The sequence below is a fragment of the Enterobacter sp. Bisph1 genome, from assembly GCF_000814905.1.
In the GTDB taxonomy this organism is placed as follows: Bacteria; Pseudomonadota; Gammaproteobacteria; order Enterobacterales; family Enterobacteriaceae; genus Kosakonia.
Window position 1 is genome coordinate 71,682 of sequence record NZ_JXAG01000021.1, and the last position, 12,859, is coordinate 84,540.

Sequence of the window (12,859 nt, forward strand, 5' to 3'; positions counted from 1 at the left end):
GGCCTTTCGCGCGATAATAAACTGACTTACAGACCCAGATCTGACAGGCTCGGATGATCGTCCGGACGTCGGCCCAGTGGCCAGAAGAACTTACGTTCGCTCTCTTTGATCGGCATATCATTAATACATGCGAAACGACGCTGCATCAGGCCATCGGCGGCAAACTCCCAGTTCTCGTTGCCGTAAGAGCGGAACCAGTTGCCTGAATCATCACGCCATTCATAGGCGTAGCGGACAGCGATACGGTTGCCGTCAAACGCCCACAGCTCTTTAATCAGGCGATATTCGAGTTCTTTTTTCCACTTACGTGCCAAAAACGCTTTGGCTTCTTCGCGGTTATGAGCGAACTCAGCGCGGTTACGCCATTGGGTATCCAGTGAATACGCCAGCGCGACTTTTTCGGCATCGCGGGTATTCCAGCCATCTTCCGCCAGGCGTACTTTTTCAATCGCCGTTTCGCGAGTAAAAGGAGGTAGCGGTGGACGTACTTGTGCATCAGACATAGAAAGCTCCGGTAAGTTGGGTTGATGGTTAACAATAGTTTTGATAATCAGGCCGTAAACGCCTGTTCCAGCAGAATTTTCGCTACGTCCCTTGCGCTGTCGGCGGCGCTGCTATCGCCCATCACGTATGACATGGTGATGGCACCTTCCAGCAAAATTAGCAGCTGTCTGGCCAGAGCCTCCGGGTGCGCTATGTTTAGCTGCCCGCTGAGTTCAAGGGTGTAGTCGAGCAATTTTTGTTTATGCATTTTCGCTATCTGGCGAACAGGATCGTCCGGGTTCCCCACTTCTCCGGCGGTATTGATAAACGCACAGCCTCGGAAGCCTTGAGACTCAAACCAGCTCTTAAGGACAGTGAACATATTCAGAATGCGATCCGCGGGCGTTTCGCCTTTATCGGATTCCGTTCTGAACCAGTGCATCCACCGTTCGTCACGCTCATTCAACGCGGCGGCGGCTACGTCCTCTTTGTTCGCGAAATGGCGATAAATACTTTTCCTGGCAACGCCTGAGGTCTTAACCAGCAGATCCATGCCGGTGGCATGGATCCCGTTCTGATAGATAAGCTGCTCAGCGGTTTGCAGGATCTTTTCTCGTGTATCAGTTGGCTTCTTGTTCATGCCTTAAAGGTAGAACGATCGTTCTACTTGGTCAACCGTTTTTTCTGCAAAGTTTTAGCAAATAAACAAAACCAATCCATCACGACAGTTAATTTATTGTTATTTAAGGATTAAAAGGATGGCAGCTTTGTTTATCGGTATAAAGCTAAAGGGCTGTGGATGCAGGAGGATGTCGATAAAGGTTGCGTGAAAGGAAACCAGGAAGAAGATCCCGGGTAATTTCAGGGACGTGTTTAGCGGTCATCAATCGGGCAGATGAGACGAACCCGGAAATGTTCTGGGTTCGTAATATCCCAGGTTATTCACCAGAATATCGACCTGCTCCAGTTGGGAGGTCAACGCCTCAACACCCTCTACGGTACTGATGTCAGCCAGAAATCCGTGGATTTTACCCAGCGGCGCGGCAGCGTTAATCTCGTCTACTGCCGCAGCCAGTTTTTCCCGATCGCGGCCGGTAATCGTGACCTCGGCCCCTTCCCTTGCCAGCGTACGGGCGATGGCAAAGCCAATACCCGCCGTCGCTGCCGTGACAATCGCTGTTTTACCGTTCAGTTGCAGATCCATTTTTTTCCTTATTTTTTTATTGAGCAGGTTATTTCAGACGCTTCAGTAGTTCGTCAGCCACGCCGTTAGCCGAGGCCGGGTTCTGACCGGTAATCAACTCACGATCCGTCACGATATGCGATGTAAAGGGCTCATCATTGCTGCTGAATTTTGCACCTGCCTGTTCCAGCGCCGTTTGCGGATAGAATTTCATTGCACCGCCGTTAAGCAGGGCTTTCGCTTTCTCTTCTTCGGCGTTGCTGATCACCGTCATGCGATAACCGGCATAGATCCAGCCAGCCTGCGAAGAAGCGTGCCCCTTGCTGGTCAGCTGTTGGGTAAACTTTGCAGCATCCGGCAGGGTTGAGAGCAGGGAAATCGGGCCATGGCAGACCAGTGCCGTCGTCTTGTTTTTGGTATGAAACGCTTTCAAAGCCTTGCCGAGGGCTTTATCGGTTAACAGATCCTGCATCGGTGCATGGCCGCCAGGGATGTAGAGCGCATCAAAATGGTCGTAACCGATTTGTTCTGCACGCGCCAGGCTGATCACCGGCGACGAGCTACGGGACGTGAGTTGCAATTTTTCCAGCAATGCGCGATGAACCTGCAAAGCCGCTTCATCATTGTTGAAATACATTTTGTCGTCTGACGACTTATCCAGCGTCGGTGCCATGCCGTCGGGGGTGGCAAAGGTAACCTGGTGTCCCGCATCCAGCAGGCGTTTTACCGGCTGCATCAGTTCATTGAGATAAAAACCCGTCGGGAAGACCTTACCGTCTTTCAGATCGAGATGGTCGGAATCAGACAACACCACCAGAATATTGGCAGCCTGAGTACTGACGGTGAACAGGCCCAGAATGGTGGCTAACGCCAGGGTGCGGATCGGCTTCATGGTTAACTCCTTCGGAAAGACTGAATAGCGTTTTCGCTACGACGCATTGGTATGAACGGATTGTATAGTTACCCATGGAGTATATAAACTACCGCCACAGACAATCATTTGTTCTTCTGAGGACAGAATGAGCCGACGTTTTTCCCACCTTAGCGATGTAGAAACCTTTGTGACCGTGATTGATAAAGGGTCGATCACGGCAGCGGCGGTTGCGTTAGGCACTACCGCTTCGGTACTGAGCCGATCCCTGACCCGCCTGGAAACGCAGTTGGGAACACAGCTGGTGAGACGAACCACACGTCATCTCAGCCTGACGGAAGCGGGACGTCATTACTATGAACAGGCACGCAGCGCATTTAACGTGTTCGACAGTGCCGAACGCGCGATACAGGGCAAGAGCGGGGAAATTATCGGCAATATCAGACTCAGCGCGCCAACGACCTACGCCCACTATCGTCTTCCTGACTGGCTGTCGCGCTTCACCCGCCTTTATCCTGGAATCAATATTGAGCTGAATATTACTAACCGGAATGTTGATATGGTGGCTGAGGGATTTGATCTGGCGATTCGGCTGGGCCAGTTACCGGACAGCCGTCTGGTTTCCCGTAAGCTTGAAGATGCCACCTTATGCCTGCTGGCATCTGTGCAATACCTGCAGAAAAAGGGGGAGCCGCAACAGGTCAGCGATCTGACACAGCACGATTGTTTGCCCTTTATCATGCCCAGCAGCGGGCGAGCGGCCACATGGAGCCTTCGCGAAAATAATCAGGATATTGAATGGACGCCCAAAGGACCGATACGGACTTCTGACGATGTGCTGGGAGTGATATCGCTGGCCGTTAGCGGGATGGGGATTTGCCAGACATATGATTTTATTGCCCGCTCCCTGACAGAACGTGGGCTATTGAAGGAAATACTTACCTCCAGCCGCGGGCGATCGCGCCCCTTTTCGTTGATCTACCCTCCGCATAAAGGCATGTCGTCCGCATGCCAGGCGCTTATTCAATTTTTGACCAATGCAGCCAGTCACACCGAGCATGCTACACGCTGAACTCACAGCGAAATGCGGACGTTAGTTTTTGAAGCTTATAGATCTATCCGCCGTGTTAACTAAGCATATTGGTCATCGCGATTAGACAGCGAACCACTATCCCTGGAGATTTATAGACATTTCCATGCAGCGCAGGTCAGCCTGCGCCAGGGCAGATGGATACATACTTTCCCGCAAAAGTTTGAAACCATGCTTCTCATAAAAAGGCTGGGCATTAGGGGTTGAGGACAATGTCAGTTGCTCAAATCCACGTTTACGAGCTTCACTTTTGATGGCTTCAATAATCTGACTACCTAACCCTTTACCTGTATATTGAGGTAGGGTAAATACAGCCTCAATACTGCCTGAAGACAAATCAAGAAAGCCTGTCGCTACCAGGTTGCCATCAGGTGCATCAACAACGAAAAAAGGATTCGCTACAATGACGTTCCTGTAGCTTTCAGGCATTTTTTCCGGTGTCCAGGCAGCAATAACCGCATCATCGTAACTGTTCTTACATCCGTAACGTATAGCCTGATTTCGAATGCTCCAGCATTCTTCTGCCTCCACAGGCACAGCAAGTCTAATCTTCATAGCTTTTCCTTATGCGTTTTATTATGCGACCCCCTTACATCTACAATAAAAATTCTAAAGCATACCCATCGAATTTGAGTGAGGCGGCAACGTCTGCTCCTGGCACAGAGCAAACAGAAATCAAGGTCACAAGGTCCGCCGCGAGCGAAAAGCGGAAGATGATACTTTTGCCTAAACTGCCCCCAGTATGCGGTTTAGGTCGTCAGCCGATAGTGCGATTGCACAAGACCTGAAGGGAAGCTGCGGCTTGATAACAGAGTCAAATCTATATCCCCATTCAGGGCTCCGAACAACGGTTTTCCCGAGCCGAGCAGGACAGGAACGGTAGTGATAACGATATCGGCGACCAGACCTTCGCGCAGGAATGACTGTATTACCTGCCCGCCATCAATATAGACGCGCTGCGCGTTCTGCACCGCCAGGTCAGCAAGCACCTCCCTTGGCGTGCGGCATGAGAACTGGACTTTGCCTTTCAGCTCTTGGGGCACGGGAGTATCGGTTAGCTGTCGGGAGAGCACCAGCACGGGTCGATCATAAGGCCATTCGTCAAAGGTCAGCACCTTCTCATAGCTGCCTCGACCCATAACGATCCAATCTTTGTCCGCGATGAATGCTGCATAGCCATGATCTTCTGTCGGGTCATCGCGCTGCAATAACCAGTCGATGTCGCCATCCTGTCGGGCGATATAACCATCAAGACTTGCCGCGATAAAAACATGTGTGGTGACCATCAAGTGCTCCGTAATCAGGTTGCATATATCCCGTTGAGTTTAGGGATATTAGCGATATTGATATGCTCCCTGTGGAAAAACGTTACATGAGAGCAGCAACGTTACCATTATGGATTAAGGTTAAAAATCGTGTGGTATTGAATCCATGATGGAGCGAAAAGCCGTGATCTGCTGCCCATAAAGTAATATATCGCAATGTTAGCAACGTCCGCTTATGGCTGTGAGTTCAACTGATGGCATTAGAAGTATGAGAGTGCCATTATCATACTGGACACAATCGTAATTCTGTTCAGACTATGCTGACTGAAATCACTGGAAGAACCATGGACATCCAACTCACAAACGTCACCCCGGACAGCCCAGGATTTACTGAGTTAAGATCGCAGAGCATGGCAGAAGGATTTAACATGTTACGCCGTCTGGAAGATAACTGGCTTAGCGGACAGAACCGCTTTGATAAACCCGGAGAAAAACTAATAGGGGCTTCTGTAGACGGATTAATCGTTGGCGTTTGTGGACTCAACATCGACCCGTTTACGCTAAAAACTGGCATCGGACGTCTGCGACATCTTTATGTAGACTCAAGATGGAGAAAAAGGCAGGTCGGCAGTGCCCTGCTCAGAGAGATACTGAAGGATTCTGGCCACTGGTTTGATTCTATCAACACAAACGCGCCTCCATCGGCATTCACTTTCTATGAACGAGCTGGCTTTGTTGCTTTAACTGGCGTAGAAAAAGTCACGCACCATCTATACCTCATAGACTCAGTGCGTTGATACAGTCACCTCCTGAATAGACCGCATGTTCTGTCCAGTGAACCATTTCTCAGGAACGCTACCTGACCTAACCCAACCGAACCACTTTCAGGCAAATCAGAACCAATACAGTTAAATCCGTGCATCCCTGGACAAACTGCGTTTCTGACCAGGGATGCAGAACGGAAACTGAAACATCTTCAAAAAATCAAAGAAACTGACTGGCCGCTGTGTGCGAGGAGCAGACATTCGGAATGCATACTTACAGCGAGGTACCTTAAGCAGTGGGGACAGGTTAATTCATCCTGACATTATCCGGATAATTTGTACTTCTCCCATGGATCGTTCACTGAATTAAAATCACCGCCAAGCCCTATTCCGCCTTTTTCTCTAACAAACGTTTTATCGCCTCCAGTTTTGCTGTCTGACGTCTCATTTCAAGCAACCTGAGAACGTCGAATATATTGCTTTCAGTGAATTGAGCATGGCTTAGTGTGTCCATATCTTGATTCAGTAAATCCAGTTCATCATTAGTAATCGGCGGTCTCATTCTTTTCTCCTTTCCATGAACGGTTAAAAAAATAAGAAGATAATCTCACTATAAGAGAAATCATTTTAGGGCAAGAAAATCTCGTCGGCGAGTGGGCATGACTGAAACTGTAAGGATCCCGGCAAAACGAACCATCATTTTTAGAGAGTTTCTGGCACCCCAGCTTCCGCTTCTGGCACAAAGCGGGCAAATGAGCAGAGCTGCTTTAAGCGAGAAGCGGATGCCCGCATTAAACAGGTTAAGTACCATGTTATCCGCAGTCATTGCGACACCCATTTGGTCCTTGTCGTTATCCTCTACATCAACCGCCAATAATATTTTCAGTTGTCCTGGCTCACGTATTTAACCCATACCATTATCATTTCAGCACCTTATGCTAATTTTCCCGTTAGATACTTCGAAAGGAATATTTATGGAATGGCTGGTGATTGATGCTATTTATCTGGGTAAAGCGAGTCGCTTTATGCTCATTCTTCATGCCGGAACATTAAAAATGATGTCTGAGGTCACCTCCAAATCCCTCATACAGCCAGGCGATATTCTTTACCCCGTCAGTGATGCCATGTATCTGATAAATAAAAATGAGAATCAGCGTCTGAAGATCACCAGTGCCTCTGCATTTTCGGCCACACAGTGGTGTTCTTTATAAAAGTCATGTAAAAGCACTCCGCTCAAAGCAAAAATTACAGGGTAAAACCACCATCACCCACTTGTGCCAGTGCATACCATTTCATCAACTCAGCCGTTCCCGGCTCGTTTTCAGCGGGTGCCCATGGGGCAATATCTTGCTCAGCTACTGGCTGGTAACCCCCGTGTTTTACCTCAAAAATAACGCCTCCTTTATCCATCGACAACACTGCATGCCAGGTCCCAGCATCCATTTCCAGCACCTTGCAGTCTTCACCTAACACAACGCGGTGGGTCACGTTGCCTTCGTCATCAAAATTCAATACCAAAAAGCGTCCGATGAGGGATGTCAGCAGCTCAAACGTGTGCGGGTGGCGGTGAGGGCGAACATAGGTACCCGGTTCCATAGCAATAGCCAGGCGCTGAACAGGATCGCTCAATTCAGGGTGGAGATTACGATGAGCACGTAAGCGAGGGGAATTTTCAGCCTGTTCGCTTTGTTCTTGTAGATCACTGAACGTAATTTGTTTCATATTAGCCTTTGTGAATGTAGGTCGCTCACAGGAACCCGGATGCCGTGAGGTTTTATGCTATCAATATCTTTTAATCATTAGCGTTTCAACTTTCCAAAGCAGAAACAGGATTTGTTACTTTTACTGAAAATAGCTTATCAATTTTTCGCCCATGTATCAGATCATTCATTCCATGATGTCTACGGGGTATGTTCTGTTCTTCGGTGAAAATTACATATTATCGATAGTAATGTCCGCTCCTGGCACTGAACGGACCAGCCCGAAGATCTATGTCCGCAGGGAGCGAAAAACGGAAGTTCACGATTGCTTCCATTTCGCATTAAGGCCTTAGCATCCCGAAAGGTTAGTGTGTCGGGAGCAGGCCACCAAGTATATTGGATACAACACCGCGCATTTTTATCTCCACCTGCCGTTCTGGGCAGGCTTTCATTAAATGCTGATGTTTATTGAAAAATCCCAGCCCTTGCCATGCTGCCTGACAGCATCATCCTCCCCGGGCCGTGATTTACAACGCACCCAGTTGTTTCATCAGGGTCAAATTATCTTCAAGATGCCAGTTCGCGATAATTTTATTGTTCCTGACCTGGTAGATATCCGTCGCGATAAAATCCACCTGCTGGCCTTTACCTTTCAGTTTGCCGAAGCTTCCCGTGAAATGACCGCGGAAATGAAGGTGCGATACGACTCGATCGCCTGCAACGATCATCTGCTCAACCTCGCAACGCAGATCCGGGACGGCGGTGCGGAAAGCGCGGGAAGCCAGAAGCGCGCCTTCCGGTCCCTGTTTGCGTCCTTCTGGCGGTGTCTTATCGACAAAATTATCGGCCAGCGCCTCACGGGCCAGGGCTTCATCGCCGGTATCCCAGAATGTTGCGTAACGCCTGGCGACGGTTTCAAGTGCAGCCACGTGGGCGGATGATAAGTGGCTTTCCGCAATCAATTCATGGGGTTTCACTAGCTCAAGCGGTGCAGAAAACACAGCGCTGGTCACAGGAAGCAGCATAAGCGTTGCCAGCCGGAAAGAGTAAAAACTTAGCTTTTTCATGAAAAATCCTTTATTTAGCCTCAGAGAAGCAGGAGATCCGGGCGCATTTCAGCCGCCCGCAGATAAACGTGAGGTTTAGTTAATTAGCGCGCCGCCTTCGATATCCAGCAGAGTTCCGGTGACAAAGGGGTTGTCCATCACGAACAGATAGCCTTTTGCGATGTCCTCTGCCCGCCCGAAGGCTTTTGCCGGCAGATTTTCAGCGGCAGACTGCAACATTTTTTCGCGGGCAGCAGGCTCCATGCCTGCATGCGCCTCGGTATCTGTCAGCCCCGGGCTCACCGCATTTACGCGCAGCGGAGAAAGCTCTTTCGCCAGCACCTTAACGGCTGACTCCAGAGCCGCGTTCATGGTGGTCTTGACGATAGCGCCCGCGACAGTACGGCGGGAAACAAAGCCGCTGGTCAGCGTCAAGGTGCCCCGGGCGTGGATATTTTTACTCAGATGCCTGGCGACATGGATGCTGCCCCAGAATTTGGTGTCGAAAGCCAGCCGGGCCTCGTTCAGATTCACTGACGTGAGCACCCCGCCCGGTGCATGCGATCCCGCCGTCACAATAATGTTATCCACCTCTCCGAGCGCCTGGCTAAGCTGGATCACCTCCTCCTCTTTGCTGATATCAAGGACGACAGTATCCACTGATGCACTTTTCTGGCTCAGCAACTCTCTGGCTCGCGCCAGCTTTTCACTGTTCCTTCCGGCAAGGATCAGGCTTCCTCCCTGCTCAGCCAGTGCACGGGCCACAGCAAAGCCAATACCGGAAGCCCCGCCGATGATTAATGTTTTTTTTGCCATCACTTTACGCCTCGTCGGTTTTGTAGAACGGATAATCGGTATAGCCTGCGCTGCTTCCGCCAAAGAGCGTGGCGGGATTGTTTACGACCGATAAGGGAAGGTGATTCCTGAGCCGGTAAGGCAGGTCAGGGTTGGCAATGAACGGGCGGCCAAAGGCAATCAGGTCGGCCAGACCCGCCTGAAGGAGTTTGTCCGCTTTGTCCCGGGTATAATTTCCGGCGACAATAAGCGTGCCGCTAAAGGTGGCGCGTAACGTTTCACGAAAATCATCAGGCACCTGCGGGGCATCGTCCCAGTCAGCCTCTGCCAGGTGGATATAGGCGATACCTCTCTTTTCACACCATGCAGCCAGCGCGAGGATCGCGTCAGTCACCTGCGGGTCGTTCATTCCGCGCTGGGTTATGAACGGGGAAAGGCGTATGCCCGTGCGCGTATTGCCGATAGCGTCGCTGATGGCCTCCAGCACCTCCTGTGCGAAACGGATCCGGTTAGCCAGGCTGCCGCCATACTCATCGGTACGTTTGTTTGATGTCCGACGAAGAAACTGATCGATCAGATAACCATTACCGCCGTGCACCTCAATACCATCAAAACCGGCGTTAATGGCGTTTACTGCGGCCTGCCGGTAATCAGCAATGATCTGCTGAATATCGGCATGCTCAAGTGCCCGCGGCACCGGACAGTCGACCATATGTCCTTCCCCCTGCTCATCCACAACCCATACCTGGGCATCGGGCGCGAGCGCAGACGGAGCGACCGGTTTTCCCTCTTTATGGAAACCCGCATATGACATGCGCCCAACGTGCCAGAGCTGGGAGAAGATAATCCCGCCTGCACGGTGAACGGCTTCGGTGGTGAGCCACCATCCTTCAACCTGCTCAGCAGAGTGCAGGCCAGGTGTCCAGGAGTACCCCTGCCCCTGAGGTGAAATCTGCGTGGCTTCGGTAATGATCAACCCCGCGCTGGCACGCTGCTGGTAGTAAGCAGCCATTAATGCGGAAGGAACGTTTCCCGGCTGTAACGCCCGCGCCCGCGTCATCGGCGCCATTACGATCCGGTTTTTCAGGCTGAGCGCCTTCAGGTGGTAGCTATCAAAAAGTGTACTATTTTCCATTCTCTGTCCCCCGTAATAAATCTTTGAAAGCACTTTACGCGGCGTCAGATATTTTGATAATGGCATTAAAATATGATTCTCTTTTCAGGATTGCTGAATAATGGGAAAGCTTGAAGATATGGCACTGCTGGTTGTCGTGGCGGAGGCGGGCGGGCTTTCGGCCGCCGGTCGCCGGATGGGGCTTTCGCCGGCAACTATGACCGCAAGGCTGAAGGCGATTGAGGAGCGTTATCAGACCCGGCTATTCCACCGCACCACCCGTGCCATTACCATGACGCGTGCGGGTGAGGAGTTCTATCACGCGGCACTGCGCGTACTGGATGAAATGAACCATGCTGAGTCGCTGCTTACGCAAAAAGAAGGGATGCTCAGCGGTAATATCCGTATTTCGGCCCCTTCCGATTTTGGCCGACAGTATCTCAGCCCGGCCCTGCTTGATTTTTCCCGGCTGCATCCGGCAGTGAAAAGCTCGGTATACCTGGGCGAAAATGTCGCCGATCTGGTCGCCAATCGTCTGGACATGAGCATTCGCTTCGGAAACCTGCCAGACAGTAGCCTGGTCGTCAGAAATATCCGCCCGAATCACAGGGTACTGGTCGCTTCCGCCAACTATCTCCGGACGGCAGGCACACCAGCGGCCATTGAGGATTTGCACAGCCACCGATGCCTTGCGCTGGAAATGCGCGGAGTGGTTATGAACGAATGGCGTTTTGAGCACGATGGTAAACAGAGCGCAGTACGCTTTACCCCAGCCATGGTATGCGACGATGGCGCTCTACTCCGCCAGTGGGTGCTAGCGGATGCGGGGATTGCCAGCAAGTCATGGTGGGATGTAAAGCGCGATGTGGAACAGGGGAGGCTGCGACTGTTGTTTGCTGAAAGTTTTATTGGGTTCAGCCGCTTTGATAAAAAAAATGTCGGGCTGCAATTTGTCTATCCGCAACGACGGCTGCAGCCGCTGGCGGTTAGCGCCTTCACCCAGTTCTTCATTGACTGGCTGGAAAATGAGTAGAATTTGATGACCTGCTCCCATTAACCAAACGCATTCCATTTATACAGTGTCCGCTTCTGAAACGGAGCGGACAAGTTACCAGAACTGAAGGTCCGCTGTGAGCGAGGAGCGGACGTTAGTCGCTGCCAGATGATTGGCGAAATAATGGCGATACATTATTTAGACCTCAGTGATGTTAGTTTATTGTTACTTTCAACAAGTGACTATCTGTACAGGAAGTTGAAAATGCATCCCAAATACGTTTTCGTTAACACTGTTCCCCCTGCAGAAGTGACCTGCTCCTCGTTGATTAATACACCGTGATGTTAGTAATGTCTTCATATGACCCTGACCCCGAATATGATCCAGTCATAATCAGGAATAACCGGCTTCATGTTGGCTGCATATTCTGCCAACCGGCAGACTTCTCAGCGAATTCGGATGGCGTCACCCAGCCCGGTGCAGAATAGGGACGCCTCTGGTTATAGTGTATGCGCCAGGCCTCGATTTTGCACCGTGCGTCCTCCAGAGACATGAACCAGTTCTCGTTCAGGTATTCCTGCCGCAGCCTGCCATTGAACGACTCCACTGTGGCATTGTCCGTCGGTGTTCCCGGTCGGGAGAAATCGATACGGATCCCCCGTTCATACACCCATTTATCCAGCATTTTCCCTGCAAATTCAGAGCCGTTATCGGTTTTCAGCAATTATGGTAAAGGACGTCTGAGCGCAATGGTGTTCAGCATCTCTGCGACCTCCGTTGAGCGCAGATTCTGGCCCACGCAGATCCCCAGACATTCACGTGTGAACAAATCAATTATCGTCAGCAGGCGTAACCGCCTTCCGTCAAACAGCGCATCGGAGACAAAGTCCATGCCCTGGACATGGTTCGGATACCGTCCCTGAGGCTGGGGCTGTCGCCGCTGTGCCGATTTATTGCGATGGGAGCGTTTGAGACGCAGGGACAGCCCCTGCTCGCTGTAGAGTCGGTAAATGCGTTTATGATTATCCCGCCAGCCCTCCCGCCTGAGCAAGACGTGAACCCGCCGGTAACCGTAATGCACGCGGGTTTCCGTGATCTCGCGGATACGCAGGCGCAGCGCACTGTCATCGGCCGCCACAGAACGGTAGCGGAAAGAGCTGCGGCTGACCCGTAGCGCAAAACAGACCTGTCTCACTGGCTCCGTAGCGTGCCTGCAGATCCCGGACCCATTCGCGCAGACGCGCCAGCGTCAGTTCTTTTTTGCCAGCACATCCTGCAGCATGGCCTTGTCGAGGCTCAGATCGGCAACCAGCTTCTTCAGGCGAAGGTTTTCCTCTTCGAGCTGCCGCATATGTTTCAGTTCTGAAGGAGAAATCCCGCCGTATTTTTTTCGCCAGGTGTAAAACGTGGCGTCGGAAATGCCCAGCTTACGGCAGACTTCGGCACGGACGTACCCAGTTCAGCCTACCTCAGGGCAAAGACAATCTGCTCTTCGGTGAATCGTGACTTTTTCATCGGCACAACCTCCACTCGGGGGAGTCATCATCATGCCGG

General features: G+C 51.2%; 15 protein-coding genes and 1 pseudogene. 4 read left to right on the plus strand and 12 right to left on the minus strand.

Features of this window, described 5'->3' with window-relative positions; genetic code table 11:
* Window positions 1-26 precede the first annotated feature (26 nt).
* From RW65_RS02080 to RW65_RS02095, 4 genes are all read right to left on the minus strand, one after another.
* Window positions 27-503, minus strand: coding sequence for a nuclear transport factor 2 family protein (locus tag RW65_RS02080; RefSeq protein ID WP_039054994.1), 477 nt, complete (start codon window positions 501-503; stop codon window positions 27-29).
* Between the two features lie 47 nt (window positions 504-550).
* A complete protein-coding gene (locus RW65_RS02085) occupies window positions 551-1,123 on the minus strand; it encodes a TetR/AcrR family transcriptional regulator (RefSeq protein ID WP_039054995.1) in 573 nt (190 codons plus the stop codon).
* 243 nt (window positions 1,124-1,366) lie between these two features.
* A complete protein-coding gene (locus tag RW65_RS02090) occupies window positions 1,367-1,687 on the minus strand; it encodes an SDR family NAD(P)-dependent oxidoreductase (protein ID WP_082022398.1) in 321 nt (106 codons plus the stop codon).
* Between the two features lie 28 nt (window positions 1,688-1,715).
* A complete protein-coding gene (locus tag RW65_RS02095; protein WP_039054996.1) occupies window positions 1,716-2,558 on the minus strand; it encodes a type 1 glutamine amidotransferase domain-containing protein in 843 nt (280 codons plus the stop codon).
* Between the two features lie 127 nt (window positions 2,559-2,685).
* Between RW65_RS02095 and RW65_RS02100 the strand changes: the two genes are divergently transcribed.
* Window positions 2,686-3,609 (plus strand): LysR family transcriptional regulator, encoded by a 924-nt coding sequence (locus tag RW65_RS02100; protein ID WP_039054997.1) that lies wholly within the window; start codon window positions 2,686-2,688, stop codon window positions 3,607-3,609.
* A 96-nt stretch (window positions 3,610-3,705) separates the two neighbouring features.
* Here RW65_RS02100 and RW65_RS02105 read toward each other — a convergent pair whose 3' ends face one another.
* Window positions 3,706-4,182: a GNAT family N-acetyltransferase gene (locus tag RW65_RS02105; RefSeq protein WP_039054998.1), complete on the minus strand. Its 477-nt coding sequence runs from the start codon at window positions 4,180-4,182 to the stop codon at window positions 3,706-3,708.
* A gap of 194 nt (window positions 4,183-4,376) precedes the next feature.
* Window positions 4,377-4,913 (minus strand): dihydrofolate reductase family protein, encoded by a 537-nt coding sequence (locus tag RW65_RS02110; protein WP_039054999.1) that lies wholly within the window; start codon window positions 4,911-4,913, stop codon window positions 4,377-4,379.
* Between the two features lie 323 nt (window positions 4,914-5,236).
* On the opposite strand from RW65_RS02110, the gene RW65_RS02115 reads away from it, so the two are divergent.
* Complete coding sequence (locus tag RW65_RS02115) at window positions 5,237-5,689, plus strand: GNAT family N-acetyltransferase (RefSeq protein WP_039055000.1); 453 nt, start codon at window positions 5,237-5,239, stop codon at window positions 5,687-5,689.
* 352 nt (window positions 5,690-6,041) lie between these two features.
* Here the strand turns inward: RW65_RS02115 and RW65_RS22830 are convergent, their stop codons facing one another.
* Window positions 6,042-6,218 carry a hypothetical protein gene (locus tag RW65_RS22830; protein ID WP_197058855.1) on the minus strand — a complete coding sequence of 59 codons (177 nt, stop codon included), beginning with the start codon at window positions 6,216-6,218 and terminating at the stop codon, window positions 6,042-6,044.
* Between the two features lie 412 nt (window positions 6,219-6,630).
* On the opposite strand from RW65_RS22830, the gene RW65_RS02125 reads away from it, so the two are divergent.
* Window positions 6,631-6,867 (plus strand): hypothetical protein, encoded by a 237-nt coding sequence (locus tag RW65_RS02125; protein ID WP_039055002.1) that lies wholly within the window; start codon window positions 6,631-6,633, stop codon window positions 6,865-6,867.
* A 34-nt stretch (window positions 6,868-6,901) separates the two neighbouring features.
* Here the strand turns inward: RW65_RS02125 and RW65_RS02130 are convergent, their stop codons facing one another.
* The 4 genes from RW65_RS02130 to RW65_RS02145 all read right to left on the minus strand — a co-directional run bounded on the left by RW65_RS02130 (window position 6,902) and on the right by RW65_RS02145 (window position 10,332).
* Window positions 6,902-7,378, minus strand: a complete 477-nt coding sequence (locus tag RW65_RS02130) for a WbuC family cupin fold metalloprotein (RefSeq protein WP_039055003.1) — start codon at window positions 7,376-7,378, stop codon at window positions 6,902-6,904.
* A 505-nt stretch (window positions 7,379-7,883) separates the two neighbouring features.
* A complete protein-coding gene (locus RW65_RS02135) occupies window positions 7,884-8,423 on the minus strand; it encodes an ester cyclase (protein WP_039055004.1) in 540 nt (179 codons plus the stop codon).
* 75 nt (window positions 8,424-8,498) lie between these two features.
* Window positions 8,499-9,218 carry an SDR family oxidoreductase gene (locus tag RW65_RS02140; protein ID WP_039055005.1) on the minus strand — a complete coding sequence of 240 codons (720 nt, stop codon included), beginning with the start codon at window positions 9,216-9,218 and terminating at the stop codon, window positions 8,499-8,501.
* Window positions 9,219-9,222: 4 nt separating this feature from the next.
* Window positions 9,223-10,332: an alkene reductase gene (locus RW65_RS02145; protein WP_039055006.1), complete on the minus strand. Its 1,110-nt coding sequence runs from the start codon at window positions 10,330-10,332 to the stop codon at window positions 9,223-9,225.
* A gap of 100 nt (window positions 10,333-10,432) precedes the next feature.
* On the opposite strand from RW65_RS02145, the gene RW65_RS02150 reads away from it, so the two are divergent.
* Window positions 10,433-11,344 carry a LysR family transcriptional regulator gene (locus RW65_RS02150; RefSeq protein ID WP_039055007.1) on the plus strand — a complete coding sequence of 304 codons (912 nt, stop codon included), beginning with the start codon at window positions 10,433-10,435 and terminating at the stop codon, window positions 11,342-11,344.
* A 370-nt stretch (window positions 11,345-11,714) separates the two neighbouring features.
* On the opposite strand, the pseudogene RW65_RS21520 reads toward RW65_RS02150, so the two are convergent.
* A pseudogene (locus RW65_RS21520) lies at window positions 11,715-12,763 on the minus strand (IS3 family transposase).
* Between the last annotated feature and the right edge of the window lie 96 nt (window positions 12,764-12,859).

Bases quoted from the DNA above. Each gene is read 5' to 3' on its own strand.
- RW65_RS02135 (WP_039055004.1), bottom strand. From the start codon at position 8,423: ATGAAAAAGCTAAGTTTTTACTCTTTCCGGCTGGCAACGCTTATGCTG.
- RW65_RS02110 (WP_039054999.1), bottom strand. From the start codon at position 4,913: ATGGTCACCACACATGTTTTTATCGCGGCAAGTCTTGATGGTTATATC.
- RW65_RS02105 (WP_039054998.1), bottom strand. From the start codon at position 4,182: ATGAAGATTAGACTTGCTGTGCCTGTGGAGGCAGAAGAATGCTGGAGC.
- RW65_RS02125 (WP_039055002.1), top strand. From the start codon at position 6,631: ATGGAATGGCTGGTGATTGATGCTATTTATCTGGGTAAAGCGAGTCGC.
- RW65_RS02150 (WP_039055007.1), top strand. From the start codon at position 10,433: ATGGGAAAGCTTGAAGATATGGCACTGCTGGTTGTCGTGGCGGAGGCG.
- RW65_RS02095 (WP_039054996.1), bottom strand. From the start codon at position 2,558: ATGAAGCCGATCCGCACCCTGGCGTTAGCCACCATTCTGGGCCTGTTC.
- RW65_RS02100 (WP_039054997.1), top strand. From the start codon at position 2,686: ATGAGCCGACGTTTTTCCCACCTTAGCGATGTAGAAACCTTTGTGACC.
- RW65_RS02080 (WP_039054994.1), bottom strand. From the start codon at position 503: ATGTCTGATGCACAAGTACGTCCACCGCTACCTCCTTTTACTCGCGAA.
- RW65_RS02090 (WP_082022398.1), bottom strand. From the start codon at position 1,687: ATGGATCTGCAACTGAACGGTAAAACAGCGATTGTCACGGCAGCGACG.
- RW65_RS22830 (WP_197058855.1), bottom strand. From the start codon at position 6,218: ATGAGACCGCCGATTACTAATGATGAACTGGATTTACTGAATCAAGAT.
- RW65_RS02130 (WP_039055003.1), bottom strand. From the start codon at position 7,378: ATGAAACAAATTACGTTCAGTGATCTACAAGAACAAAGCGAACAGGCT.
- RW65_RS02145 (WP_039055006.1), bottom strand. From the start codon at position 10,332: ATGGAAAATAGTACACTTTTTGATAGCTACCACCTGAAGGCGCTCAGC.
- RW65_RS02085 (WP_039054995.1), bottom strand. From the start codon at position 1,123: ATGAACAAGAAGCCAACTGATACACGAGAAAAGATCCTGCAAACCGCT.
- RW65_RS02115 (WP_039055000.1), top strand. From the start codon at position 5,237: ATGGACATCCAACTCACAAACGTCACCCCGGACAGCCCAGGATTTACT.
- RW65_RS02140 (WP_039055005.1), bottom strand. From the start codon at position 9,218: ATGGCAAAAAAAACATTAATCATCGGCGGGGCTTCCGGTATTGGCTTT.